Source organism: Pseudomonas sp. ANT_J12 (genome assembly GCF_008370045.1).
In the GTDB taxonomy this organism is placed as follows: Bacteria; Pseudomonadota; Gammaproteobacteria; order Pseudomonadales; family Pseudomonadaceae; genus Aquipseudomonas.
In genome coordinates, this window is record NZ_VOBN01000015.1 from 12,448 (window position 1) to 36,880 (window position 24,433).

Annotated in this window: 21 protein-coding genes; 14 read left to right on the forward strand and 7 right to left on the reverse strand. The window is 61.0% G+C overall.

The genetic code is table 11. The features are described 5' to 3' along the window. Positions 1-34: 34 nt before the first annotated feature. Positions 35-2,404, reverse strand: coding sequence for a hybrid sensor histidine kinase/response regulator (locus tag FQ192_RS24560; protein WP_149660868.1), 2,370 nt, complete (start codon positions 2,402-2,404; stop codon positions 35-37). 428 nt (positions 2,405-2,832) lie between these two features. Here FQ192_RS24560 and FQ192_RS24570 point away from each other — a divergent pair, with 428 nt between their 5' ends. The 4 genes from FQ192_RS24570 (at position 2,833) to FQ192_RS24585 (ending at position 6,364) form a co-directional block, all read left to right on the forward strand. Further along, positions 2,833-3,630, forward strand: a complete 798-nt coding sequence (locus FQ192_RS24570) for a hydroxymethylpyrimidine/phosphomethylpyrimidine kinase (RefSeq protein WP_054052463.1) — start codon at positions 2,833-2,835, stop codon at positions 3,628-3,630. Positions 3,631-3,662: 32 nt separating this feature from the next. Next, entirely contained in the window at positions 3,663-4,286 is a 624-nt protein-coding gene (gene thiE, locus FQ192_RS24575; protein WP_149660870.1) for a thiamine phosphate synthase, read from the forward strand. A gap of 15 nt (positions 4,287-4,301) precedes the next feature. Beyond that, positions 4,302-5,585: a glutamate-1-semialdehyde 2,1-aminomutase gene (gene hemL, locus FQ192_RS24580; protein WP_149660871.1), complete on the forward strand. Its 1,284-nt coding sequence runs from the start codon at positions 4,302-4,304 to the stop codon at positions 5,583-5,585. Between the two features lie 224 nt (positions 5,586-5,809). After that, a complete protein-coding gene (locus FQ192_RS24585) occupies positions 5,810-6,364 on the forward strand; it encodes a tetratricopeptide repeat protein (RefSeq protein WP_133837601.1) in 555 nt (184 codons plus the stop codon). A gap of 7 nt (positions 6,365-6,371) precedes the next feature. On the opposite strand, the gene FQ192_RS24590 is transcribed toward FQ192_RS24585, so the two are convergent. From FQ192_RS24590 to FQ192_RS24605, 4 genes are all read right to left on the reverse strand, one after another. Then, on the reverse strand, positions 6,372-7,484 hold the full coding sequence (locus FQ192_RS24590; RefSeq protein WP_149660872.1) for a succinylglutamate desuccinylase/aspartoacylase family protein: 1,113 nt from the start codon (positions 7,482-7,484) through the stop codon (positions 6,372-6,374). 67 nt (positions 7,485-7,551) lie between these two features. After that, entirely contained in the window at positions 7,552-8,322 is a 771-nt protein-coding gene (locus FQ192_RS24595) for a transporter substrate-binding domain-containing protein (RefSeq protein WP_149660873.1), read from the reverse strand. Positions 8,323-8,358: 36 nt separating this feature from the next. Continuing rightward, positions 8,359-10,416, reverse strand: coding sequence for an FAD-dependent oxidoreductase (locus FQ192_RS24600; protein ID WP_149660874.1), 2,058 nt, complete (start codon positions 10,414-10,416; stop codon positions 8,359-8,361). Positions 10,417-10,708: 292 nt separating this feature from the next. Continuing rightward, positions 10,709-11,038, reverse strand: coding sequence for a DUF1820 family protein (locus FQ192_RS24605; RefSeq protein ID WP_007894425.1), 330 nt, complete (start codon positions 11,036-11,038; stop codon positions 10,709-10,711). Positions 11,039-11,173: 135 nt separating this feature from the next. Between FQ192_RS24605 and miaB the strand changes: the two genes are divergently transcribed. From miaB to lnt, 5 genes are all read left to right on the forward strand, one after another. Beyond that, complete coding sequence (gene miaB, locus FQ192_RS24610) at positions 11,174-12,502, forward strand: tRNA (N6-isopentenyl adenosine(37)-C2)-methylthiotransferase MiaB (protein WP_178129224.1); 1,329 nt, start codon at positions 11,174-11,176, stop codon at positions 12,500-12,502. Positions 12,503-12,759: 257 nt separating this feature from the next. Beyond that, positions 12,760-13,764 (forward strand): PhoH family protein, encoded by a 1,005-nt coding sequence (locus tag FQ192_RS24615; protein ID WP_133837596.1) that lies wholly within the window; start codon positions 12,760-12,762, stop codon positions 13,762-13,764. Next, positions 13,757-14,251, forward strand: a complete 495-nt coding sequence (gene ybeY, locus FQ192_RS24620; RefSeq protein WP_149660876.1) for an rRNA maturation RNase YbeY — start codon at positions 13,757-13,759, stop codon at positions 14,249-14,251. The genes FQ192_RS24615 and ybeY overlap by 8 nt, the downstream gene beginning before the upstream one ends. Before the next feature lie 5 nt (positions 14,252-14,256). After that, a complete protein-coding gene (locus FQ192_RS24625; RefSeq protein ID WP_133837594.1) occupies positions 14,257-15,096 on the forward strand; it encodes an HlyC/CorC family transporter in 840 nt (279 codons plus the stop codon). Between the two features lie 8 nt (positions 15,097-15,104). Further along, positions 15,105-16,628: an apolipoprotein N-acyltransferase gene (lnt, locus tag FQ192_RS24630; RefSeq protein ID WP_149660877.1), complete on the forward strand. Its 1,524-nt coding sequence runs from the start codon at positions 15,105-15,107 to the stop codon at positions 16,626-16,628. Between the two features lie 142 nt (positions 16,629-16,770). Here the strand turns inward: lnt and FQ192_RS24640 are convergent, their stop codons facing one another. Together FQ192_RS24640 and FQ192_RS24645 are read right to left on the reverse strand one after the other, a co-directional pair. Beyond that, a complete protein-coding gene (locus tag FQ192_RS24640; RefSeq protein WP_149660879.1) occupies positions 16,771-17,532 on the reverse strand; it encodes a YdcF family protein in 762 nt (253 codons plus the stop codon). 105 nt (positions 17,533-17,637) lie between these two features. Then, positions 17,638-17,958, reverse strand: coding sequence for a hypothetical protein (locus tag FQ192_RS24645; protein ID WP_149660880.1), 321 nt, complete (start codon positions 17,956-17,958; stop codon positions 17,638-17,640). Between the two features lie 281 nt (positions 17,959-18,239). On the opposite strand from FQ192_RS24645, the gene leuS reads away from it, so the two are divergent. From leuS to FQ192_RS24670, 5 genes are all read left to right on the forward strand, one after another. Further along, on the forward strand, positions 18,240-20,846 hold the full coding sequence (leuS, locus tag FQ192_RS24650; RefSeq protein ID WP_149660881.1) for a leucine--tRNA ligase: 2,607 nt from the start codon (positions 18,240-18,242) through the stop codon (positions 20,844-20,846). Positions 20,847-20,933: 87 nt separating this feature from the next. Further along, on the forward strand, positions 20,934-21,539 hold the full coding sequence (lptE, locus tag FQ192_RS24655) for an LPS assembly lipoprotein LptE (protein WP_149660882.1): 606 nt from the start codon (positions 20,934-20,936) through the stop codon (positions 21,537-21,539). A 39-nt stretch (positions 21,540-21,578) separates the two neighbouring features. Next, the gene (gene holA / locus FQ192_RS24660; protein WP_149660977.1) at positions 21,579-22,616 is read left to right on the forward strand and encodes a DNA polymerase III subunit delta; all 1,038 of its coding nucleotides are present in this window, start codon (positions 21,579-21,581) and stop codon (positions 22,614-22,616) included. Between the two features lie 212 nt (positions 22,617-22,828). Continuing rightward, positions 22,829-22,993, forward strand: coding sequence for an alternative ribosome rescue factor ArfA (arfA, locus tag FQ192_RS24665; protein ID WP_094470475.1), 165 nt, complete (start codon positions 22,829-22,831; stop codon positions 22,991-22,993). 61 nt (positions 22,994-23,054) lie between these two features. Beyond that, positions 23,055-24,377: a lytic murein transglycosylase gene (locus FQ192_RS24670; RefSeq protein WP_149660883.1), complete on the forward strand. Its 1,323-nt coding sequence runs from the start codon at positions 23,055-23,057 to the stop codon at positions 24,375-24,377. The last annotated feature ends 56 nt before the right edge of the window (positions 24,378-24,433 follow it).

Genomic DNA, 24,433 nt, shown 5'->3' on the forward strand with positions numbered 1-24,433 from the left:
TCAAAGTGTCATATCCGCCCAATTACCGGCGCTTTCACCCTAGTTCGTAACAAAGTACTCGCCGGTATAACGCGGCCTGCAAGTCCTCGAACTTCACCGGTTTGCTCAGGTAATCGATCACGGCGCCGGCTGTGCGGCCTTCCCGATCAACATTCAGCGCCACCATGAACACCGGCAACTCGGCACACCCCGGCAAGCCACGGATCTGGCAGCAGAGGGAAGCACCGTCCTGAGCCGGCAGCTGACAATCGAGCACCACTGCATCGAAGGTTTCGCGCTGCAAATGGTCGAGCGCGGCCGCGCCGCTGTCGGCGGATCGCACCCGGAACCCGAGCTTGAGCAACATCCCGCGCATGACCAGTTGATTGATGCTGTTGTCATCCACCAGCAGCACCGTGCAGTCCTGGGGCTGCCGCAGACGCGGGAGGTCACGGGTCGTCGATGGCGTTGGCGTGCGCTCGACCGGCGGCAACGCGACTTCGATATCGAGCTGGAAGCGGCTGCCGCGTCCAGGTTCGGAGCGGTGGGTCAGGCGCCCGCCGAGCAATTCGACCAATTGCCGGCAGATCGCCAGGCCAACCCCCAAACCACCGTATTCGCGGGTCATCGAGCCGTCGAGCTGGAAGAAGCGCTGATACATCGTCGCTTCTCCCAAATCGGTGAAGCCAATGCCGGTGTCGATCACCGCAAAGGACAGCGCCAACCGCCCCTCCTCCATCGTCTGGCCGGTCACTCGCAGCGCAACACCGCCGACCCGAGTGAACTTGATCGCGTTGTCCAGCAGGCATTCCAGGCATTGCATCAGTTTGCTGCGGTCGCCGAGCAGGCGATCGGGCAGCCCCGGCGTGACCTCGACCTTGAGGTCCAGCGACTTGCCGGACGCATTGCCTTCGAACTGCACACGCAAGGCCTCGACCGCGCCGCGCAAGCTGAAAGCTTCCGGGTAAGCCTTGAGCTTGCCGGCCTGCAACTCGGTAAGGGTGAGGATGCCGTTGACCATGCGCATCATGTCCCGCGCCGAACCGGCGGCGGTTTGCTGGTATTGCTCCAGCTCCGGGTCCATCTCGACGGTCTGCATCAATTCCAGCGAACCGATCACCCCGTTCATCGGCGTGCGCAGTTCGTGGGTCAGGGTCGCGAGGAATTCGTCCTTGAGCTTGTTGCTGCGGGCCAGTTGCTGGTTGAGCACTTCCAGCTTTTGCCCGGCATCGAACAGGGTCTGCGCCTGCTGCTCACGCATGGCGTTGATGCGATCCGCCAGGGCCAGGGACAGCAGCGCGACTTCGATGGCCGAGCCGATCTGGCTGGCATACATGGTCAGGAACACGTTCGGCAGGTAACCGAGCACCATCAGGGTATTGACGATGCCGCCGAGCAAAAACGCCGACCAGGCAATGATGAAATAACGCGCCACCCGCAGGCCCCGGGCCCAGGCGAAGATCCCGGCGGCAAAAATCACCACGGTAAACAGCAGCGCGAGGGTCGTGGCCAGGCGCAGGGCCAGAGCGTAACTGGTCATCAGCGACAAGCCGACCACCACCGCGCCAAACGCGATCAGCGCCAACAGCACGCGATCAAGCCAGCGGCTGTGTTCCTTGGTTTGCAGGAAGCTGCGGGCGAACTGGCTGCCGAACAGCCCGGCGCAACCGATGAAGAACGGCGTCGCGGCGTTGGCCCACCACGGGTTGTCCGGCCAGAAATACTCCACCGCCGCGCCGTTCACCGACAGCTGATACAAGCCGAACGAGGCGATGTAGAAGATGTAATAGAGGTAACTGGTGTCGCGCACGCTGAGGAAGATGAACAGGTTGTAGACCACCATCCCCAGCAATACGCCGTAGATCAGGCCCAACACATACAGGCGCACCGGTTGCTCTTCGAGGTACGCGGTGCTCGACCACAAGGTCACCGGCGCCTGGATCGAGCCTTCGCTTTGCAACCGCAGGTACACGGTTTGCGCCTGGTCGGGTTTGAAATTCAGGTTGAACAGGTAGTTGTTCTGACGGATTTCGCGACTGGCAAACGGCAGCGCATCGCCGGTGCGTCGGATCAGTTGATAGTCGCCAGCGGCATCGGGCAAATACAGATCAAGGTGATCGAGGGGCGGATAGGCCAGTTCCAGCAACCAGGTCCGTTGCGTCTGCGGATTGGTCGGACGGTAGTGCAGGTCGATTTTCAGCCAGAACACCGAACGCGAATAACCGGCGTTGAGGGTGGCTTTATCGTGGGTCTTGAAGTTGCCGGCGGCGGCTTGCGCACGGACATCGGCGATGCTCGCCTGACCGCCCGCGTCTTCGTACACCTGCAGGGTTCGACCCAGGGGAAGGCTCTGGGTGAACTCGTCAAATTCAACGGCGCTCGCCAGGAGGGGCAAGCACAACAGCAACATCAGCAAATAGCGCATTTAAGCCCCAGCGTGGCCTGTCCGGTCCTGTCAGGAAGCCCCCCATTCCTTTTGAGTAGACGTAAAACCGGTATTACCTGTTATTGGTTTGGATCCACTCTAGCATAGCCGTTGATGGCCATTGAGCACCATTGAAATTTTTCCGGTAGAGGCTCTAGCACGGGCGTTCCAGCGCAGGGTATTGAGATAGAGCTGTTGGTCTGGTCAGAATATGACAATGATCCCGAGCCACTGAACCTTTGTGGCGAGGGGGCTTGCCGCCGTTGGGGTGCGAAGCGCTCCCATTTGCCTTCTGCCTGGAACACCGCTTCTGCAGGTTTGCGACTGCTTCGCAGCCGAACGGGGGCAAGCCCCCTCGCCACACTGTATCGGCAATTCCTGGTGTCACTGCACCCGAAAAAACAGCATTGGTGGTAAGCTCGCGCACCATGAATATCTACAGCTCTCGCCCCGTTGTCCTCTGTCTCTCCGGCCACGACCCAAGTGGTGGCGCCGGCTTGCAGGCAGATATCGAAGCCCTGCTCGCCCAGGGTTGTCATGCGGCCCCGGCCGTCACCGCCCTGACCGTGCAAGACACGGTCAACGTCACGGATTTCCGCGTCCTCGACCGTGAGTGGGTGTTGGCCCAGGCCAACGCCGTGCTCAACGACTCCGAAGTCGCGGCCGTGAAACTGGGCATGCTCGGTTCCCTGGAAATGGTCGACACCGTGGTCGAACTGCTCTCGGCGCACCCGCATTTGCCGGTGGTCTGCGACCCGGTGCTGCGCGCCGGTGGCGGCGGACGCCTGGGCAAGGACGAAGTCGGCTACGCCATGCGCGAACGCCTGCTGCCTCTGTCCATCATCGCCACCCCGAACCTTCCCGAAGCGCGCATCCTCGCCGAACTGCCCGACGGCACCGCGGACGAATGCGCGGAAAAACTCCTGCCGTTCGTCAAACACCTGCTGATCACCGGCGGCCATGGCGATGAACACGAAATCCACAACCGTCTGTACAGCCGCGACGGTCGTCGCGAAACCTTTACCTGTCAGCGTTTGCCCGGCAGCTATCACGGTTCCGGTTGCACCCTGGCCAGCGCGTTGGCCGGTCGTCTGGCCCAGGGCGAAAACCTCGCCAGTGCCGTGCAGACCGCGCTTAACTACACGTGGCGTACCCTGCGCGATGCCGAGCAACTGGGCAAAGGCCAGTTCGTGCCGCGCCGCCTGCCGCTGGATTTCTGTTCCTGACTTTTGATGCGTGAAGCGCCGAGGCTTGTCCGATGAAACTACGTGGCCTGTACGCCATTACCGATAGCCAGTTGCTGGCCGGTAAATTTCTTTCGTACGTGGAGGCGGCGCTGGAAGGTGGCGTCGTCCTGCTGCAATACCGCGACAAGAGCAGCGACGAGGCCCGCCGCCTGCGTGAGGCCCAAGCCCTGCGGGATTTGTGTGATCGCTACAAGACCCAGTTGATCATCAATGACGACGCCGAACTGGCTGCGCGCCTGAACGTCGGCGTGCACCTGGGCCAGACCGACGGCCCGCTGACCCCGGCCCGCGCCTTGCTCGGTCGCCAGGCCATCATCGGTTCGACCTGCCACGCGCAACTCGAACTCGCCGAACAAGCGGCCAAGGAAGGCGCGAGTTACGTCGCCTTCGGCCGCTTCTTCAACTCCAACACCAAACCCGGTGCCCCCACCTGCAGCCTCGACTTGCTCGACCAGGCCCGCAGCAAACTGCACCTGCCGATCTGCGCGATCGGCGGCATCACCCTGGACAACGCCGCGCCGCTGGTGGCCCACGGCGTCGATCTGCTGGCGGTGGTACATGGCCTGTTTGGCGCCGAGAGCACGGCTGAAGTCACCCGCCGCGCCCGCGCCTTCAATGAATTACTGAAAGTCTGATTAGAGAGCCCGATCATGTCTCGTTCCGAAACCCTGTTTGCCGATGCCCAGAAACACATTCCCGGTGGCGTGAATTCCCCGGTTCGCGCGTTCAAGAGCGTTGGCGGCACACCGCTGTTCTTCAAACACGCTGAAGGCGCCTACGTCACTGACGAAGACGACAAGCGTTATGTGGATTACGTTGGCTCCTGGGGCCCGATGATCCTCGGCCACAGCCACCCGGACGTGCTCGACGCCGTGCGTAAACAGCTGGAACACGGCTTGTCCTACGGCGCACCGACCGCGATGGAAACCGAGATGGCCGACCTGGTCTGCTCGATCGTGCCGTCGATGGAAATGGTGCGCATGGTCAGCTCCGGCACCGAAGCGACCATGAGCGCGATCCGCCTGGCCCGTGGTTTCACCGGCCGCGACGCGATCATCAAGTTCGAAGGCTGCTACCACGGCCACTCCGACAGCCTGCTGGTCAAGGCCGGCTCCGGTCTGCTGACCCAAGGCGTACCGAGTTCGGCGGGTGTCCCTGCTGACTTCGCGAAACACACCCTGACCCTGCCGTTCAACGACATTGACGCCGTGGAAGTCATGCTCGCCGAAGTCGGCCAGACCGTGGCATGCATCATCGTCGAGCCGGTGGCCGGCAACATGAACTGCGTACCGCCGGCACCGGGTTTCCTCGAAGGCTTGCGGACCCTGTGCGACAAGCACGGCGTGGTGCTGATCTTCGACGAAGTGATGACCGGTTTCCGCGTGGCACTCGGCGGTGCCCAGGCGCACTTCGGCGTGACCCCGGACCTGAGCACCTTCGGCAAGATCATCGGCGGCGGCATGCCGGTCGGCTGCTTCGGCGGCAAGCGCGAAATCATGTCGCACATCGCGCCACTGGGCCCGGTGTATCAGGCAGGCACCTTGTCGGGTAACCCGCTGGCCATGGCCGCCGGCCTGACCACCCTGCGCCTGATCAGCCGTCCGGGCTTCCACGCCGAACTGAGCGACTACACCAGCCGCCTGCTCGATGGCCTGCAACAGCGCGCCGATGCGGCGGGCATCCCATTCGTGACCACCCAGGCGGGCGGTATGTTCGGCCTGTACTTCAGCGGTGCCGACGACATCGTGACCTTCGATGACGTGATGTCCAGCGACGCCAACCTGTTCAAGCGCTTCTTCCACTTGATGCTGGAAGGTGGCGTATACCTGGCGCCGAGTGCCTTCGAAGCCGGCTTCACCTCGATTGCCCACGGCGAAACCGAGTTGAAACTGACTTTGGATGCTGCCGAACGCGCCTTCGCCGCACTGAAATAACGCTGTTCCGCTGACGTTGGCGATTGCCAGCGTCAGCTTTTACCTACATTCCTGCGTCTTTTCCTACCCTTGTGCCAATAATCTCCCGCAAAGTAGGCGATATATTCCCCGCGCAGCAGAAAAACGAGTAAAGACTTTGTAAGGTTGGCCCTGCTTATTTCATAATGCGCGCTTATTGGATCCCTCGATGGGTCCGCGCGCCCTTCAGAGGTAAGTCGATTCCCATGAACCGCACCGGCCGCACCCTTGCATTGGGCTGCCTGTTGCTCCTTCAGCCCCTGCTCGCGCTCGCACAAGCAGGCGGCAACTCGTTGTTGATCCCAGCGATGGGTCGCTGCACCCTCAATACTCAGCCGCAAGACCTGACGCAAGCGCTGGCCGCCTGCCAGAAAGCGTCGGATGAAGGGGATGCGCAAGCGCAATACGAGTTGGGCGAGTTCTACTACGACGGCAAAAATACGCCGCGTGACCTCGATAAAGCGCTTAAATTCTTCGAAAAGGCCTCGCTGCAAGGCCACGCCCAGGCGCAATTCAAACTCGGCACCATGTTCTTCCACGGCGAAGGCGTGCCGGCCAATAACGTTCAGGCCTATATCGTGCTGAAAATGGCCGCGGTCAACGGCGCAGAAGATGCGTTGGACACCGCCGATGAAGTCGCCGAGAAAATGCCCCGCGAAGATCTGGAAGTCGCCACGCAGGTGCTGGGGCAAATCTTCCGTAAATACCTGATGGAATTGCAGAGCGCCGATGGGCGGACGCCTTTCTCGCCGCTGCCCTGATCCCCCCTCAAGGCGATAACAGATCGCCTTGCCGATACGCCTCGACGCCAGCAACATGGGCGATCGTCATGCCCGCCGTGGCCATTCGCCGTAACGAACGCACATACAGCAGCCCTTCCCGGACACAAGCCACCGTCGTGACACGGTCGCTGACCGGATCGATGATCTCAGCCACCACCTGCCCGGCCGCCAGATAATCACCAACCTGCACACAAAACACGATCAGCCCGCCAACTGGACTTATCAGCGGTTCGACACCCGCCAGCGGCGTCGGCCGGTTGAGCAACTTCGGTAAAGGTGGTGCGTCAGCGTCGATCGCGCCAACGTGGGTCAAGTAATTGATCAAACCCTGGCAGTCCTGCCCCGCCAGCTCATGGCTTACGTCAGCCACTCCCCGCAACTCTACCGTCACCGCAAACCCCGGCCTCGCAAAGCGCCCAGGGAAACGTGCCTGCATCTGCGACCAGAACAGCGTGAAACTCTCATCGAACGAGCGCCCGCCTGCGTCTTTTGCCATAAAGCAGGCCTTGGCCCCCAGATACCTGGCCAAGGGTTCGACCTGGGTCCAGAAGTCCGGTGACAGGTACAGATGCTGTACGGCCTCAAAGTCGCAATGCAGGTCCAGCACGATATCGGCATCGCAGGCCAGGGTTTGCAGAACCAGACGCAAGGATTGCAGCTGGGTCGTGGGGATCTGGCTGGCCAATACCTGCAACAGGGTCGAACGGATCAGCCCCAGATTGTCGTCGAGGCTGTCGGTCAACCCGGTCATCACTGCATCGCCCACTTGCTGGCTGACATCCAGAAAGAACCGATTGAAGTTTTCTCGGCTGTCGTTATCGAAACGCCCTTGGGGGACGTCCATCAGCACTTGCTCCAGCCCTGCCGGATTGGCGACCGGCACCAGCACGATTGGTTTGCGCAGTAGATTGGCGGCTTCCAATTCTTCCAACCGTCGCTTGAGATGCCACAGCACCAGCATCCCCGGCAGTTCGTCGGCGTGCAGGGACGATTGGATATAGATCTTGCCGTCCGCGTGCGCCGGGCCGTAATGGAAGCTGTGAATCTGCCGCGCCGTTCCCGGAACCGCCGCTATCAATTGATGTTGTTTGGTCTGCATCGGATCTCCCGTCGGCCGGAACCGGGAACGCACTGCCAACACCGCCCCGGCCAGGTCAAAAAGTCGGTTAGTTGCCGCTGAACATATCCACGCCGTCGAAGTACGTGTCTTGCAACCGCACATAGGTGCCGTCGGCATGCAGGGCGGCCAACCCCCGATCCAGCATGGTTTTCAAGGTGGCATTGCCTTTGGCGATGCCGATACCGCTTGTCGACGGCATCAGCTCGCTTTCAATCAGCGGCCCCAGGACAAAACCGGCACCCCGGGGCGAACTCAGGAAGCCGCTCTGAGCCTGCTGCGCATCCTGCAAAGAGGCTTGCAAGCGACCTGCGACCAGATCGGCGTAGGCCTGCTCCTGATCCGGGTAAGCCAACACTTTCATGCCCGCCTTGGCCAATACCTGCCTGGCATAGATTTCCTGGGTGGTGCCCTGCAAATAGCCAACGGACTGGCCCTTGGGTTCTTCAAGGTTTTCGCCCTTCCTGAACACCATGGCAGTGGGACTGGAAAAAACCTCCGAGGAGAAATCGATAACCTTCAGCCGCGCCGCAGTAATGCTCATGGACGCCAATATCGCGTCGATCTTTCCGGCCAGAAGACTGGGGATCAGGCCATCAGAGTCGATTTCAACCCACTGGCAACGAACTTCCAGATGCGCGCAGATACCATTGCCGATATCAATCTCGAAACCGACCAACTTGCCAGTCTCATCCTTATAAGCGAAGGGTGCGTAGTTGGGGTCAGCACCGAATCGTATGACTTCATAATCTTTGGCAAAGAGTGAAACGCTGAATAACACAACGACCAATAGCAATAACAACAGGATTATTTTTTTCATTGTTCTATTCCTTGTTATTAGAAGAACAGGACTGCGTTACAACACGTCCAGATACGGAACCTCTCGACGCATCGTTAATGAAGCGGCGGGCGCATCGAACTCTCGCCCCAGCCGATGCCCGCCATACACGGCCGCCGCAATCGTGCCTGGCGCCAGACAGTCACCGACCAACTCTACGGTTTGAATACCGACATCCCGCCACACTTGCGGCGCATCATGGAGCGCCTGGTACAGCGCTTGATCGGGCTCCCGGGAAGTCACCAACAGCAACGAGGCCGCCGGAATCACACGCGGTCGGCCGGTATAGACACAGCCCGCCATCACACCATCGGGCGTGACGCTGCACAGCGTGTGGGACGCGATGATGGTGATATTCAGCTCCAGCAGGCGACGCTGGATGCGGTGCTGCTCGAGGGTGTTGTGGGTCCATGTCGCCACGTCCGCCGCCGGGGTGACGAAGATCACTTCCACCCCCCGATCCACCAGATGCTCGGCCAGTACGCTGCCGAGGTAATAGTGATCGTCGTCGAACAACAGCACGGGGGACGGCGGGATGGCGCCAGCCAGCACATCATCCGGAGTCAGCACGGGGATGCCGGACAAACCCGGCAGGACCTGGCGCAAAGCCCGACCCAGACCGTCCCGGCGCCAGTGAGATCCGGTTGCGATGAAGACGTGCTCGGCGGCAAAGTCCAGCACATCCTGGGCGTTCAGCCGGCTCTCGCGGTAGATGTCCACTGAGGCCAGCCGATTCAGCGCGTCGAGGCGATAGTCGACCACCCGTGACCAGCTCGCCAACCCCGGGAGCCTGGACTCAAGCGTCACGCGACCGCCCAGGTTGCGCGAGCTTTCTACCAGCGCCACGTCCATGCCCCGCAGGCCTAGCACCCGCGCGCATTCAAGCCCGGCAGGCCCCGCCCCGATCACCAGCGCCCGGCCGGGATGGCCCACACGCGCCACCGACTCAGGATGCCAGCCCCGCCGCCACTCTTCGCCCATGGTCGGGTTCTGGGTGCAGCGCAACGGTGTGCTGGTGTGATCACCACTGACGCAGATATTGCAGCCGATGCACTCACGGATTTCGTCCATCCGCCCTTCTTCGATTTTCTTCGGCAGAAAGGGGTCGGCAATGGAGGGGCGCGCTGCACCGATCAGGTCCAGCACCCCGCGGCGCACCAGCGACACCATGGTGTCAGGCGAGGTGAATCGACCAACCCCCACCAGCGGCTTGCGGGTCAGCGCCTTGAGCCCCAGCAACAATGTCTCTTGATAGCCCTCGCTGGCAAAGCGCGAGGTCACACTGTCGTTGGCCCAGTCGGCGACATTGACGTCCCACAGGTCGGGCAAATCTGCCAGTATCGAGAAGATTTCAGCGCCTTCGCCCTCCCGGGACAGGCCGCCGGCGGCTTGTTCATCCACCGCCAGGCGCACGGCCACCGCACAACGATCACCCACCGCGTCCCGGGTGTCTTCAATCAATTCGCGCAACAGACGCACACGGTTCTTCAGCACTCCGCCGTATTCATCGGTGCGGCGATTGTTGCGCGGGGTCAGGAAATGAAACGGCAGGCCGAGGTCGTGGCCCGCGTATACGTAGACAATGTCGAAACCCGCCTGACGCGCCCGCAACGCAGCAGCCCGGTGCATCTGGCGCAGTTGCTGGATATCGGCCCGGCTCATGGCCCTGGCCTGTACGGGGTCATAGCCGCGCACCGGCGTGTTTGACGGCGCCCACGGGATTTCGCGACTGTATCGATTGGGGGCGGAGTAGCCGTTGAAAGCCAGTTCAACACCGGCCAATGAACCATGCTGATGGACCGCCTCGCACATGCGGGCCAGCGCCGGGATGTCACGCTCATCCCACAGACGCGCCTCTATATAAGGGGAGAATTCGCTCAGGGGACTGATCTCGCATTCCTCCGTGCAGACCACCCCCCAGCCCCCCTCGGCTTTTATTCCACGCATGCGAGCCATTGCCGAGGGATGCACATGCCCCATGCCATTGCAGTGGGGCACCTGGTAAAAACGGTTACGCGTACGAACGGGGCCAATCTGGACCGGCTCGAAAAGAATGTCATAACGAGAATCGCGCACAGAGCTACCCCCGAACCAATAAGTCCGCCAATAATTGTTTTATAAATAGGCAGTGCTTGATTAGCCGCCGAGTGGCAACTTGCGTTCAACGTTGGGCATCGCCAAAAAACTTTTGACGCAACCGGGCAATTGACCGTAAACGGTTTTCAGTTTGCGGTTTTTTATGGTTGGACTCATGGCATTCACTGCATGACCACAACCTGATATTTTTCCGACAAGCAGTCAATACGCCGGATAAATATCAGAAGCGTCCTACACACTGAAATCAGACGACACAAAGTCGAGGCGAAAGCTATTTTTCAGGCATCGGCATCGGAAACGGCATCACATTGCCGACCGCGCCGCGGGCTTCGCTGATTTTCGGCGTACCGAGGCGCTCGACTTCGTCGATGCGCACGATCGAATGCATCGGCACGAAACTGCGCACCACGCCCTCGAACTGAGCCTTGAGTTTCTCTTCGCTCGGATCGACGACCACTTGCGTGCGCTCGCCAAAGACGAACTCTTCCACTTCCAGGAAGCCCCACAGATCACTTTGATAGATCTGCTTGGCATACATTTCGTACACCTGGCCCTGGTTGAGGAAAATCACCTTGTAGATTGGGGCTTCACGTTTGGTCATGGTGGGCGGGCAACACATTGGGGGATAAAAATGAGGGCGCGAACTATAGCATAGCCACCGGACGCACAACGGTAGGAACCTTGGGACATGTTCCCTATAATGCGCGGTTCTTTGAATCACGTGATGACTCTGTCCATGGCCAAGAAGCTTTACATCGAAACCCACGGTTGCCAGATGAACGAGTACGACAGCTCGCGCATGGTCGATCTGCTGGGTGAACATCAGGCCCTGGAAGTCACCGCTCGCGCCGAAGATGCCGACGTGATCCTGCTCAACACCTGCTCGATCCGCGAACGCGCCCAGGACCGGGTGTATTCCCAGCTCGGTCGCTGGCGCGAACTGAAACTGGCCAACCCGGACATGGTGATCGCCGTCGGCGGTTGCGTGGCCAGCCAGGAAGGCGCGGCCATCCGCGACCGCGCACCGTATGTGGACGTGGTCTTCGGCCCGCAGACCCTGCACCGCCTGCCGAAAATGATCGACGCTGCCCGCGCCACCAAGCTGCCGCAAGTCGACGTCTCGTTCCCGGAAATCGAAAAATTCGACCATTTGCCCGAGCCGCGCATCGATGGCCCGAGCGCTTACGTGTCGGTGATGGAAGGTTGCAGCAAGTACTGCACGTTCTGCGTGGTGCCCTACACCCGGGGTGAAGAAGTCAGCCGGCCGTTCGACGACGTGATCGCCGAGATCATTCACCTGGCCGAAAACGGCGTGCGCGAAGTGACCCTGCTGGGGCAGAACGTCAACGGTTATCGCGGCACCACCCACGATGGGCGCCTGGCGGATCTGGCCGAGTTGATCCGCGTGGTGGCCGCCGTCGATGGCATCGACCGGATTCGCTACACCACGTCGCACCCGCTGGAGTTCTCCGACAGCCTGATTCAGGCCCACGCCGATGTGCCAGAACTGGTGAAACACCTGCATTTGCCAGTGCAATCGGGCTCCGACCGCATTCTGTCGGCGATGAAGCGCAACCACACCGCGCTGGAATACAAATCCAAACTGCGCAAGCTGCGGGCCGCCGTGCCGGGGATCTGCATCAGTTCCGACTTTATCGTCGGCTTCCCGGGCGAGACCGAGAAAGACTTTCAACAGACCATGAAGCTGATCGAAGACGTCGGTTTCGACTTCTCCTACTCCTTCGTTTACAGCCAGCGCCCGGGCACTCCGGCCGCCGACCTGGCCGACGAGACGCCGGAAGCACTGAAAAAAGAACGCCTGAACGCGCTGCAACATCGCTTGAATCAGCAAGGTTTCGAGATCAGCCGACAAATGGTCGGCTCGGTCCAGCGGATTCTGGTGACCGATTACTCGAAAAAAGACCCCGGCGAGCTGCAAGGCCGGACCGAGAATAACCGGATCGTCAACTTCCGCTGCGACAATCCAACCCTGATTGGCCAGTTCGCCGACGTGCATATTGATGCGGCACAGCCGCACTCGTTGCGGGGCTCGCTGATCCAATAATCACCTGAATGCCCGTGACTGCGGGCTTTTTGTGGCGAGGGAGCTTGCTCCCGCTGGAGTGCGAAGCGCTCCCAATATCTGCAGGTTGTACTGAGGTGACTGGCTTGCGACTGCTTCGCAGCCGAGCGGGAGCAAGCTCCCTCGCCACAGGTATGAAGTGTCCGTTAGACATTGGTCTGTTTAAGAGCTTTCGTACCCAGCCCACTGGCGTTATCCTTGATTTCATCTTAATTGCCCCAGGGCGGCTAAATACGACCTTGAACGCACCCATCGAACCACATCGTTTTATCCTCGAGCCCTTTGAGGCTCGCCGCTTCGCCAATCTGTGCGGGCAATTCGACGAGCATCTGCGCTTGATCGAACAACGCCTGACCATCGAGATCCGCAATCGCGGAAACCAGTTCGAGCTAATCGGCGAACCCAAGCACACCACTTCTGCGGAAAACCTGATCCGCCGCCTGTACCGGGAAACCAAGGGTACGGAGCTGTCGCCGGATACGGTTCACCTGTTCCTGCAGGAATCGGCCGTCGAAGAATTGGACAACGTCTCCCCCGGCGAACCCTCCGTTGCCTTGCGCACCAAGAAAGGCATGATTCGCCCTCGCGGCTTGAATCAGCTGCGCTACGTGAAGGAAATCCTCGGTAACGACATCAATTTCGGCATCGGCCCGGCCGGTACCGGCAAGACCTATCTGGCCGTTGCCTGCGCGGTAGACGCGCTGGAACGCGAGCAGATTCGCCGCATCCTGCTGGTGCGCCCGGCGGTTGAGGCTGGCGAAAAGCTTGGCTTCCTGCCCGGCGACCTGTCGCAGAAAATCGATCCGTACCTGCGCCCGCTGTACGACGCGCTCTACGAAATGCTCGGCTTCGAACACGTGGCCAAGCTGATCGAGCGCCAGGTGATCGAAGTCGCACCGCTGGCTTACATGCGCGGTCGCACGCTGAACAACAGTTTCATCATCCTCGACGAAAGCCAGAACACCACCGTCGAGCAGATGAAGATGTTCCTGACCCGCATCGGCTTCGGCTCCACGGCGGTCATCACCGGTGACATCACCCAGGTCGACCTGCCCAAAGGCACCAAATCCGGGCTGCACCATGTGATCGAAGTCCTGAAAGACGTGCCGGGCATCAGCTTCACCCATTTCATGCCCAAGGACGTGGTGCGCCATCCATTGGTGCAACGCATCGTCGAAGCCTACGAGCGCTTCGAGAATCGCGTGGCCGATGAAGCGCCAAAGGATAAACGCCACGATGCTTGAGCTTGATCTGCAACAGGCCACCGAAGCGCCTGTCCCCAGCGAAGCCGAGTTCCGCCAATGGTGCGAACTGGCCCTGCGCCAGCGCACTGCCGATTCTGAAATGACCATCCGTTTGGTCGACGAAGAAGAAGCCCGCGAACTGAACTTCACCTGGCGGCAGAAAGACTACGCGACCAACGTTTTGTCGTTCCCGGCCGACGTGCCCGACGAGTTTCTCGACATTCCCCTGCTGGGCGATCTGGTGATCTGCGTGGCGGTGGTCGAGCGCGAAGCCGCGGAACAAGGCAAGGAACCAAAGGCCCATTGGGCGCATCTGGTCATTCACGGCTGCTTGCATCTGCTTGGTTACGACCATATAGATGACGAGGAAGCCGAGGAAATGGAAGCACTGGAACGAACGTTGCTTGCCGAGTTGGGTTATCCCGACCCTTACGCGGACGACGAAACCGAAACATCCCCTATTGTTACAACAAAGGATTCAGAGTAATCGCTATGAGCGAAGATCGATCGAGCAACGGGCAGAAGTCATGGCTGGGTAAGCTCACCCAGGCTTTTGCCCACGAGCCGAAGAACCGCCAGGAGCTGCTGGAGCTGCTGCGCGACGCACACCAAAACAAACTGCTGGACAGCGAAGCGCTGGCCATCGTCGAAGGCGCCATCCAGGTGGCTGACCTGCAAGTTCGGGACATCATGGTCCCGCGCTCGCAGATGATCAGCATCAAGGCGACCCAGACACCTCGCGAGTTCCTGCCCGCCGTGGTCGACTCGGCCCACTCCCGCTACCCGGTGATCGGCGAAAGCCACGATGACGTGATGGGCGTGTTGCTGGCCAAGGACTTGCTGCCGTTGATCCTCAAGGAGAACGGCGACAGCTTCAACATCAAGGACCTGCTGCGCCCGGCCACGTTCGTGCCGGAGTCCAAGCGCCTGAATGTGCTGCTGCGTGAGTTCCGCGCCAACCACAATCACATGGCCATCGTCATCGACGAATACGGCGGCGTGGCGGGTCTGGTGACCATCGAAGACGTGCTGGAACAAATCGTCGGCGACATCGAAGACGAGCACGACGTCGAAGAGGACAGCTACATCAAGCCACTGCCCAGCGGTGACTTCCTGATCAAGGCCCTGACGCCGATCGAGAACTTCAACGAGTTCTTCGACAGCCAGTACTCCGACGATGAGTTCGACACGGTGGGCGGCCTGGTGATGAGCGCGTTCGGGCACTTGCCAAAACGCAACGAAATCACTGAAATCGGGCCGTATCGCTTCCGTATCCTGAATGCTGACAGCCGTCGGATTCACTTGCTGCGCCTGACTCCAATTGCACGCTAAGGATTGAAATGCACCGTCTGACCCGTCCCGGCTGGCCCGGTAATCTGCTGGCCGTGGTGGCCGGTGCAATCACCACCCTGGCGTTGGCGCCGTTCGATATCTGGCCGTTGGCGTTGCTGGCGGTCGGTTTCTTCTATGCCGGTTTGCGAGAACTGAACCCCCGTCAGGCCCTGGGCCGTGGCTGGTGTTTCGGTTTCGGCCTGTTTGGCGCCGGCACCAGCTGGATCTACTACAGCATCCACCATTTCGGTGGGGCGTCGGTGTTGCTGGCCGGTTTCCTGATGCTGATCTTCACCGCGGCGATTGCCTGGTTCTTCGCCCTGCCGGCCTGGATCTGGGCGCGCTGGTTGCGCCGTAACGAAGCACCGCTGGCCGATGCGTTGGCGTTTGCCGCGTTGTGGGTCGGCCAGGAAGCCTTTCGTGGCTGGTTCCTCACCGGTTTCCCGTGGCTCTATTCCGGTTACAGCCAGCTCGACGGCCCGTTGGCCGGGCTCGCGCCGGTCGGCGGGATGTGGTTGATTTCCTTTACCCTGGCGCTGACAGCCGCGTTGATCTGGAACGCTCCACGACTGATTCGCACGGGTCGCACAGGCTTCATCGCGGCGGGCGTGGTGTTGCTGGCCGGGCCATGGGTCGCGGGCCTGTTGCTCAAGGAACATGCCTGGACCACCCCGGCCGGTCCGCCCCTGAGCGTCGCCGCCATTCAGGGCAACATCGAACAAAGCATGAAGTGGGACCCGGCGCAGCTCAACTCGCAGCTGGCGCTGTACCGCGACATGAGCTTCAGTTCCAAGCGCGTCGACCTGCTGATCTGGCCGGAAACCGCCGTCCCGGTGCTCAAGGAGTCCGCCGAGGGCTACCTGAACATGATGGGAAACTTCGCCGCCGAGCGTAAGACTGCGCTGATTACCGGCGTACCGATTCGCCAGGAAGTGCGGCACGAACGACGCTTCTTCAACGGCATCACCGTGGTCGGCGAAGGCGACGGCACGTACCTCAAGCAGAAACTGGTGCCGTTTGGCGAGTACGTGCCGTTGCAGGATATTTTGCGTGGACTGATCGCCTTCTTCGACCTGCCGATGTCGGACTTTGCCCGCGGGCCTGCCGATCAGGCGATGCTGCAAGCCAAGGGTTATCAGATCGCGCCGTTCATTTGCTATGAAGTGGTCTACCCGGAGTTTGCCGCCGGCCTCGCCGCCCGTAGCGATCTATTGCTGACGATTAGTAACGACACCTGGTTCGGTACCTCTATCGGCCCGCTGCAACATTTGCAGATGGCGCAGATGCGCGCACTGGAGGCCGGCCGCTGGATGATCCGCGCCACCAACAATGGCGTGACCGGCCTGATCAACCCCTTCGGGCAGATCACGACCCAGCTTCCGCAGTTCGAACGCGGGATTCTGTATGGCGAGGTGGTGCCGATGCACAACCTGACGCCGTACCTGGAATGGCGTTCGTGGCCGTTGATCATTGTGTGTGTGTTGTTGTTTGGCTGGGCTTTGATCGCCAGCCGGATGGCCAAGACCGTCTGAAATCTGGCGAGCTTTTGTGGCGAGGGGGCTTGCCCCCGTTGGGGTGCGAAGCGCCCCCATCTACCCGATGTTTGGAACACCGCGTCAGTAGGTTTGCGACTGCTTCGCAGCCGAACGGGGGCAAGCCCCCTCGCCACAGTGTTCAGCGGTAGAACATCGAATACCCGACCTGCCCCACCGCCTCATTCAACAACTGCCCACTCTGCCAGATCGATTTGAATTCCGGCATCCAGCCGCCCAGCGGCCGGGCATTGTCTACGCCCAAGAACCCCACTGGCGCGGGCACCACTTCAAATCCCGCCTGTTTGAAACTCCAGACCGCCCGCGGCATGTGCCAGGCCTGCGTCACCACCACCACGCGCTTGATCCCTTGCGGCAGCAACACCTCGGCACTGAACTGCGCATTTTCCCAAGTGGTGCGGCTACGCCCTTCCTGCCAGCGCACGGTTACGCCGAAATCGTCGAGCAGCGAATCCGCCATCAACTTGGCTTCGGTGGGCGGCGTGCCGTAATGCAAGCCGCCGCTGGTGAGGATCGGCAGGCCCGAGGCCTTGGCCAACCGCGCGGCATAACGCTGACGCTCCAGGCCCACGCCGGTTGGTTGGTCGGCGCCCCAGGCGAGGTCGCCCCGCTCACGCCCGGAACCCAGCACCACAATCGCATCGGCGCGCTGACCCAAGGTCGCCCATTCATTCAGGGCCAGTGCCGGCTCCCGTTCCAGGGCCTTGGCGCTCCATTGCACCACCACCGGCAAGCTCATCAGCCAGAACCCGCCAAGCCCCAGGGCAAAGCAAAATCCGGCCAGGCGTGGCCTTGAGCGGCGCAACCACCAGGCAAGCGCGAGCAGCAGCAAAAGGATGCCGGGAGGCAACAGAAGTTGTTTCACGAAATAACGAAAAGGCATCGAGCATCTCCAGAGATGCCCGAAGCCTAAGTGGGTTGACGCCATGCGACAACTAATGCGGAAGGACTATGCTGAAAAAACCATGCGTCATGGCTTCAAGTGCCCTTACTTGAATTGCAGGGACCGGACCTTTACCGCGTCCCTGCCGAGTGTTTTGTCCTTGAGCCAGATGATCTTGGCCGAACGTGGTGCGTCGAGTTGCTTCACTGCTTCAGACAAGCATCCCTGTGTTTCACGTTCACTGCGATCCAGATACGCCTTGACCAGTGCAAACTCTGCGGGGCTCAGGCCACGCAACTCCAGCTCCAGGGGACGTTCATCTCGCAACCGACCGGCGGTTTTTGCCGCGTCCAGAGCCATCCCCAGACGATCGATCAGTCGCTCATACAGCTCCGGTTTTGTAACTTTATGTCGTGACTCAACCATCCCTCACCTCATTGAAGATAAGACTCACTCCCCAATTAGGAGCTTAGCTTCCATCAACAAACCGGCTGAACCCTGCGACCAACGGCCCTCGCGGCAGGTTTGGGGCGACTTTTTGCCTGTAATCAGGGTTTCCCTCGATAGAGTGCGGTCATGTATGCTACGGCGCTTCCTGTAACTCCACTTCCAGCTCGCCTGGACACCGAACCGCCGATTTGGCGCGATCACCGTCCAGGGTTGCATTGAAGAGGATTAGGCCACCCCTATTCAGTTCAAAAGTAGCCATGCACGAACAATATCAGCCCCGTGAAATCGAAGCCGCCGCCCAGTCGTTCTGGGACGAGCAAAAGTCCTTTGACGTCAGTGAACAGCCAGGCAAGGAGACGTTCTACTGCCTGTCGATGTTCCCTTACCCCAGCGGCAAGCTACACATGGGGCACGTGCGCAACTACACCATCGGCGACGTGATCTCCCGCTACCAGCGCATGCAAGGCAAGAACGTTCTGCAACCCATGGGTTGGGACGCCTTCGGCATGCCGGCGGAAAACGCCGCGATGAAGAACAACGTAGCGCCCGCCAAGTGGACCTACGAAAACATCGCCTACATGAAAACCCAGCTGCGCAGCCTGGGCCTGGCGGTGGACTGGTCCCGCGAAGTGACCACCTGCAAGCCCGATTACTACCGCTGGGAACAATGGCTGTTCACGCGCCTGTTCGAAAAAGGCGTGATCTACAAAAAGAGCGGCACCGTGAACTGGGACCCGGTCGACCAGACCGTCCTGGCCAACGAACAGGTGATCGACGGGCGCGGCTGGCGTTCCGGCGCGCTGATCGAAAAGCGCGAAATCCCGATGTACTACTTCAAGATCACCGCCTACGCGGATGAGCTGCTGTCGAGCCTCGACGATCTGCCGGGCTGGCCTGAACAGGTCAAGACCATGCAGCGCAACTGGATCGGCAAGTCCCGGGGCATGGAAGTGCAGTTCCCGTACAACGTCGACTCGATCGGCGAAAGCGGCGTGCTGAAAGTCTTCACTACCCGCCCGGACACCCTGATGGGCGCGACCTACGTAGCGGTCGCCGCCGAACACCCGCTGGCCACCCTGGCCGCAAAGAACAGTCCCGAGCTGCAAGCGTTCATCGCTGAATGCAAGGGCGGCAGCGTCGCTGAAGCCGACGTCGCCACCCAAGAGAAAAAAGGCCTGCCGACCTCGCTGTTCGTCGAGCACCCGCTGACCGGTGAGAAACTCCCGGTGTGGGTCGCCAACTATGTGCTGATGCATTACGGCGACGGCGCCGTGATGGCAGTCCCGGCCCACGACGAACGTGATTTCGAGTTCGCCACCAAGTACAACCTGCCGATCAAATCCGTGGTGCGCACCAGTTCGGGCGACACCAACCCGGCGCCATGGCAAGACGCCTACGGCGAGCACGGCACGCTGATCAATTCCGGCGAGTTCGACGGCCTCGACTTCGAAGGCGCCTTCGACGCCATGGAAGTCGCGCTGATCAAGAAAAACCTCGGTGCCTCGCGCACCCAGTTCCGCCTGCGCGACTGGGGCATCAGCCGCCAGCGCTACTGGGGCTGCCCGATCCCGATCATCCACTGCGAAACCTGCGGTGATGTGCCGGTCCCGGAAGATCAACTGCCGGTCGTCCTGCCGGAAGACGTGGTGCCGGACGGCGCCGGTTCGCCACTGGCACGCATGCCCGAGTTCTACGAGTGCAGCTGCCCGAAATGTGGTGCACCGGCCAAGCGTGAAACCGACACCATGGACACCTTCGTCGAGTCCTCGTGGTACTACGCCCGCTACGCCTCGCCGCACTATCAAGGCGGTCTGGTGAAAAAATCCGCGGCCGACCACTGGTTGCCGGTGGATCAGTACATCGGCGGTATCGAACACGCGATTCTTCACCTGCTGTACGCGCGCTTCTTCCACAAGCTGATGCGTGACGAAGGCCTGGTGAGCTCCAACGAGCCGTTCAAGAACCTGCTGACCCAGGGCATGGTGATCGCCGAGACTTACTATCGTCGCGAAGCCAATGGTGCTTTCACCTGGTTCAACCCGGCGGACGTGGAACTCGAGCGCGACAGCAAGGCCAAGGTGATCAGCGCCAAGCTGATCGCTGACGGCCTGCCGGTGGAAATCGGCGGCACCGAGAAGATGGCCAAGTCCAAGAACAACGGCGTCGACCCACAGTCGATGATCGTCCAGTTCGGCGCAGACACTTGCCGCCTGTTCATGATGTTCGCCTCGCCGCCCGACATGAGCGCGGAATGGTCGGACTCCGGCGTTGAAGGTTCGCACCGCTTCCTCAAGCGCGTCTGGCGTCTGGCGCAAGCACACGTCACTCAGGGCTTGCCGGGCAAACTGAACGTCGCCGGCCTGAACGACGAGCAGAAAGCCATTCGCCGTTCGATCCACCAGGCGATCAAGCAAGCCAGCCACGACGTCGGCCAGAACCACAAATTCAACACCGCCATCGCCCAGGTGATGACGCTGATGAACGTGCTGGAAAAAGCCCCGCAAGGCACCGCACAGGATCGCGCGCTGATTCACGAAGGCCTGGAAACCGTGGTCCTGCTGCTGGCACCGATCACTCCGCACATCAGCCACGAGCTGTGGAATCAACTGGGTCACGCCGACCCGGTGATCGACGCAAGCTGGCCGGTGCTGGATGAGAGCGCCCTGGTACAGGACAGCCTGCAACTGGTGATTCAGGTCAACGGCAAGCTGCGCGGCCAGATTGAAATGCCGGCCAGCGCGACTCGCGAAGAAGTCGAAGCCGCCGCACGGGCCAACGAAAACGTACTGCGTTTTGTCGATGGCCTGACTATTCGTAAAGTGATCGTAGTGCCCGGGAAACTGGTCAATATCGTCGCCAGCTAATTGGATCAGGCGCCAGGTGAGCCTGGCGCCGAGTTAAACCTTTCGGGCCGCACGGTCGGCCCACATGGTTTCAAGGGGAGCAACAAGATGATCAAACGCAATCTGCTGGTGATGGGCCTCGCAGTCCTGTTGAGCGCCTGCGGTTTCCAGCTGCGCGGCACTGGCACCACCGAACTGGCGATCAAGGAACTCGACCTGAGCGCCCGCAACGCCTATGGCGAAACCGTGACGCAACTGCGTCAGGTGCTGTCGAGCAGCGGCGTCAAGGTTTATACCGGTGCACCGTACAAGCTGATCCTGACGGACGAGCAGGAAAGCCAGCGCATCCTCAGCTACGCCGGTGCCGGTCGTACGGGTGAGTATCAGGTGACCACCGTGCTGAACTACGACATCCGTGGCGAGCATGACCTGGCCCTGATGAGCGACAAGCTTGAAGTGCAGAAAATCTTCATCCACGACGGCAACAACCTGGTGGGTTCCGATCAGGAAGCGGCCACTGCCCGCGTAGAAACCCGTCGTGAACTGGTTCAACGCATGATGCTGCGCCTGCAGCAGATCACGCCGACCCAGCTGGAGCAGCTGCAAAATACTGCCAATGCCCGTGCCAAGGCTGAAGCCGATGCACTGAACGCAGCACAGAAGGCTGAAGCGGAAACCCCGCGCCAGTCGCCAGTCGAAATCCCGCAGCAATAAGACTTACGGGGCGCCCAGGCGCCCCGTTTGCCCTCTCTTATGAAACTCGCCCCCGCTCAACTCGCCAAACACCTGCAAGGTGCCCTCGCGCCGGTCTACATCATCAGTGGTGATGACCCGTTGCTGTGCCAGGAAGCAGCTGACGCCATTCGCGCGGCAGCTCGCCAGCAAGGTTTCGATGAACGCCAGGTCTTTGCCGCCGACGCCAGTTTCGATTGGGGAACGCTGCTGCAGGCCGGTGCGAGCATGTCGTTGTTCGCCGAAAAGCGCCTATTGGAACTGCGCCTGCCCTCCGGCAAGCCGGGTGACAAAGGCGCCGCCGCGTTCATTGAATACTGCTCGCGCCCGGCCGAAGACACGATCTTGCTGATCAGCCTGCCCAAGCTCGATGGCGCCGCGCAAAAGACCAAATGGGGCAAGGCGCTGGTTGAAGGTGCGCAGACCCAGTTCGTGCAGATCTGGCCGGTGGATGCCAATCAGTTGCCGAGCTGGATTCGCCAGCGCTTGTCCCAGGCTGGGCTGTCTGCCAGCCAGGACGCGGTCGAACTGATCGCTGCCCGGGTCGAGGGCAACCTGTTGGCCGCGGCCCAGGAAATCGAAAAGCTCAAGCTGATGGCCGAGAGTGGCCAGATCACCGTCGAAACCGTGCAGGCGGCCGTGGCCGACAGTGCGCGCTTTGACGTGTTCGGCCTGACCGATGCGATCCTCAACGGCGAAGCCGCCCACGCCTTGCGCATGCTCGAAGGGCTGCGCGGCGAGGGTGTCGAGCCGCCGGTGATTCTCTGGGCCCTGGCCCGGGAGCTGCGCCTGCTGGCCAGTCTGGCGCTGCAATACAGCCAGGGTGTGCCGCTGGACAAAGCCTTCAGCTCGGCCCGGCCGCCGGTCTGGGACAAGCGCAAACCACTGATGAGCAAAGCCCTGCAACGCTACTCGGCGCAACGCTGGGCGCAGTTGTTGCTGGAAGCGCAGCGCATTGATGCGCAGATCAAAGGGCAAGCAGCGGGTTCGCCGTGGATGAGTTTGAGTCGGTTGTCGTTGTTGATGGCTGGGCAGCGCCTGAACTTGCCCGCAGAGTAAGGCTTCTTGTGGCGAGGGGGCTTGCCCCCGTTGGGGCGCGAAGCGGCCCTGAGATTTGCAACCGAGTTTTTCCAGGTACTAGGCGGACGCAGGTTTTGCGACTGCTTCGCAGCCGAACGGGGGCAAGCCCCCTCGCCACAAGGGGCTGGACAGAACCCCAACTTCGGCAGATTATTTCCCCCGCAAAACCCACCTATCTGTGAGATCCGATCATGAGCAAAAAGCCATCTAAAAATGGCCCGAACAAGGCCAAATCCATCATCGCCCAGCCACTGTTCCGCAGCCGTCAGGAACGAGCCGGCAAGGGCAAAGGCAGCTACCGCCGCGAAGCCTTCCAGTCTAATAGCTGGGAGGCTTCTTACTTTCTGGCCGCTTGAAGCACAGCCCCCCTTCTCCATGTTAAGGTCTGCACCTGATTCGTATTCCCTGGACCTGTGCATGCCCCTTTGTCTTTCCCGTCGTTGGCACTTACGCCAATTGATCGCTGCCTCCAGCCTCATCTTGCTTGTCGCCTGCGCAGAAAAACCGACCGCCGCCGACGCCCAACCGCTTCAGACCGTCCCCGTCGCGACCGCCCCCGCGGTGATTCCGCCCGTGGTGCCGAGCGGTGACAACCTAGACATCCAGCCGACCCAGACCTTCGCCGAATGGCAGGCGGGTTTTCGCAAGGACGCCCTGGCCGCCGGTATTCGCGCCGATCTGTTCGACCGTGCCTTCGCCAATGTCAGCTTCGACGACAGCGTGATCCGCGCCGACCGTAGCCAACCGGAATTCTCCCGCCCGGTGTGGGAATACCTCGACGGCGCGCTGTCGCCACTGCGGGTGCGCAAAGGCCAGGCGCTGGTCAGCCAGTATGCCGACATCCTGCAAAGCATCGAGCAGCGCTACGGCGTCGACCGTCAGGCACTCGTCGCGGTGTGGGGCATGGAAAGTAACTTCGGGCAATTCCAGGGCACCAAGTCGGTGATCAATTCCCTGGCGACCCTGGCCTATGAAGGCCGGCGCCCGGGCTTTGCCCATGCGCAACTGATCGCCGCCCTGCAGATCCTGCAACAGGGCGATATCACGCCGGAGAAAATGCTCGGCTCCTGGGCCGGTGCCATGGGTCAGACCCAGTTCATTCCGACCACCTACAACACCCACGCCGTGGATTTCGATGGTGACGGTCGCCGCGATATCTGGGGCAGCCCGGCCGACGCCCTGGCCTCGACCGCGCATTACCTGCAAAGCTCCGGCTGGCAGAAAGGCCAGCCGTGGGGCTTCGAAGCGCAACTGCCTGGCAACTTCAATTACGTCCTGGCTGACGGCACGATGCGCAAAAGCGTGGCCGAATGGCTGCAACTGGGCGTGACCCTGCCCAATGGCGCGCAGGTTCCGGCGGGCGCCGAACACTTGTCGGCCGCCCTGCTGCTCCCGGCCGGTTATCGCGGCCCGGCGTTCCTGGTCCTCGACAACTTCCGCGCAATCCTCAAGTACAACAACTCGTCATCGTATGCCTTGGCGGTGAGTCTGCTGTCCGAACGCTTCAACGGCGCAGGCCTGATCAACGGCACCTGGCCAAAAGACGATTTGCCGCTGAGCCGCAGCGAGCGTATCGAACTGCAAAACCTGCTGAGTGCGCAGAACTACGAGGCGGGCACTGCCGATGGCATCATCGGTGCCAATACCCGTAAGGCGATCCGCAGCGCCCAGCAGTCGTTTGGCTGGCCGGCGGACGGCTATCCGACGCACAAATTGTTGGAAGGTTTGCGTAGCCGTTAAAAGCATCGCGGGCAAGCTTTGCTCCTACAGTGTTGCGCTCTGTAGGGGCGAGGCTT

Excerpts from the sequence above, each read along its gene's own strand:
- FQ192_RS24595 (WP_149660873.1), bottom strand. The coding sequence starts at position 8,322 with ATGAAAAAAATAATCCTGTTGTTATTGCTATTGGTCGTTGTGTTATTC.
- leuS (WP_149660881.1), top strand. The coding sequence starts at position 18,240 with ATGCACGAACAATATCAGCCCCGTGAAATCGAAGCCGCCGCCCAGTCG.
- thiE (WP_149660870.1), top strand. The coding sequence starts at position 3,663 with ATGAAACTACGTGGCCTGTACGCCATTACCGATAGCCAGTTGCTGGCC.
- FQ192_RS24625 (WP_133837594.1), top strand. The coding sequence starts at position 14,257 with ATGAGCGAAGATCGATCGAGCAACGGGCAGAAGTCATGGCTGGGTAAG.
- FQ192_RS24585 (WP_133837601.1), top strand. The coding sequence starts at position 5,810 with ATGAACCGCACCGGCCGCACCCTTGCATTGGGCTGCCTGTTGCTCCTT.
- FQ192_RS24560 (WP_149660868.1), bottom strand. The coding sequence starts at position 2,404 with ATGCGCTATTTGCTGATGTTGCTGTTGTGCTTGCCCCTCCTGGCGAGC.
- hemL (WP_149660871.1), top strand. The coding sequence starts at position 4,302 with ATGTCTCGTTCCGAAACCCTGTTTGCCGATGCCCAGAAACACATTCCC.
- arfA (WP_094470475.1), top strand. The coding sequence starts at position 22,829 with ATGAGCAAAAAGCCATCTAAAAATGGCCCGAACAAGGCCAAATCCATC.
- FQ192_RS24670 (WP_149660883.1), top strand. The coding sequence starts at position 23,055 with ATGCCCCTTTGTCTTTCCCGTCGTTGGCACTTACGCCAATTGATCGCT.
- FQ192_RS24605 (WP_007894425.1), bottom strand. The coding sequence starts at position 11,038 with ATGACCAAACGTGAAGCCCCAATCTACAAGGTGATTTTCCTCAACCAG.
- miaB (WP_178129224.1), top strand. The coding sequence starts at position 11,174 with ATGGCCAAGAAGCTTTACATCGAAACCCACGGTTGCCAGATGAACGAG.
- FQ192_RS24570 (WP_054052463.1), top strand. The coding sequence starts at position 2,833 with ATGAATATCTACAGCTCTCGCCCCGTTGTCCTCTGTCTCTCCGGCCAC.
- ybeY (WP_149660876.1), top strand. The coding sequence starts at position 13,757 with ATGCTTGAGCTTGATCTGCAACAGGCCACCGAAGCGCCTGTCCCCAGC.
- lptE (WP_149660882.1), top strand. The coding sequence starts at position 20,934 with ATGATCAAACGCAATCTGCTGGTGATGGGCCTCGCAGTCCTGTTGAGC.
- FQ192_RS24645 (WP_149660880.1), bottom strand. The coding sequence starts at position 17,958 with ATGGTTGAGTCACGACATAAAGTTACAAAACCGGAGCTGTATGAGCGA.
- FQ192_RS24590 (WP_149660872.1), bottom strand. The coding sequence starts at position 7,484 with ATGCAGACCAAACAACATCAATTGATAGCGGCGGTTCCGGGAACGGCG.
- lnt (WP_149660877.1), top strand. The coding sequence starts at position 15,105 with ATGCACCGTCTGACCCGTCCCGGCTGGCCCGGTAATCTGCTGGCCGTG.
- holA (WP_149660977.1), top strand. The coding sequence starts at position 21,579 with ATGAAACTCGCCCCCGCTCAACTCGCCAAACACCTGCAAGGTGCCCTC.
- FQ192_RS24640 (WP_149660879.1), bottom strand. The coding sequence starts at position 17,532 with ATGCCTTTTCGTTATTTCGTGAAACAACTTCTGTTGCCTCCCGGCATC.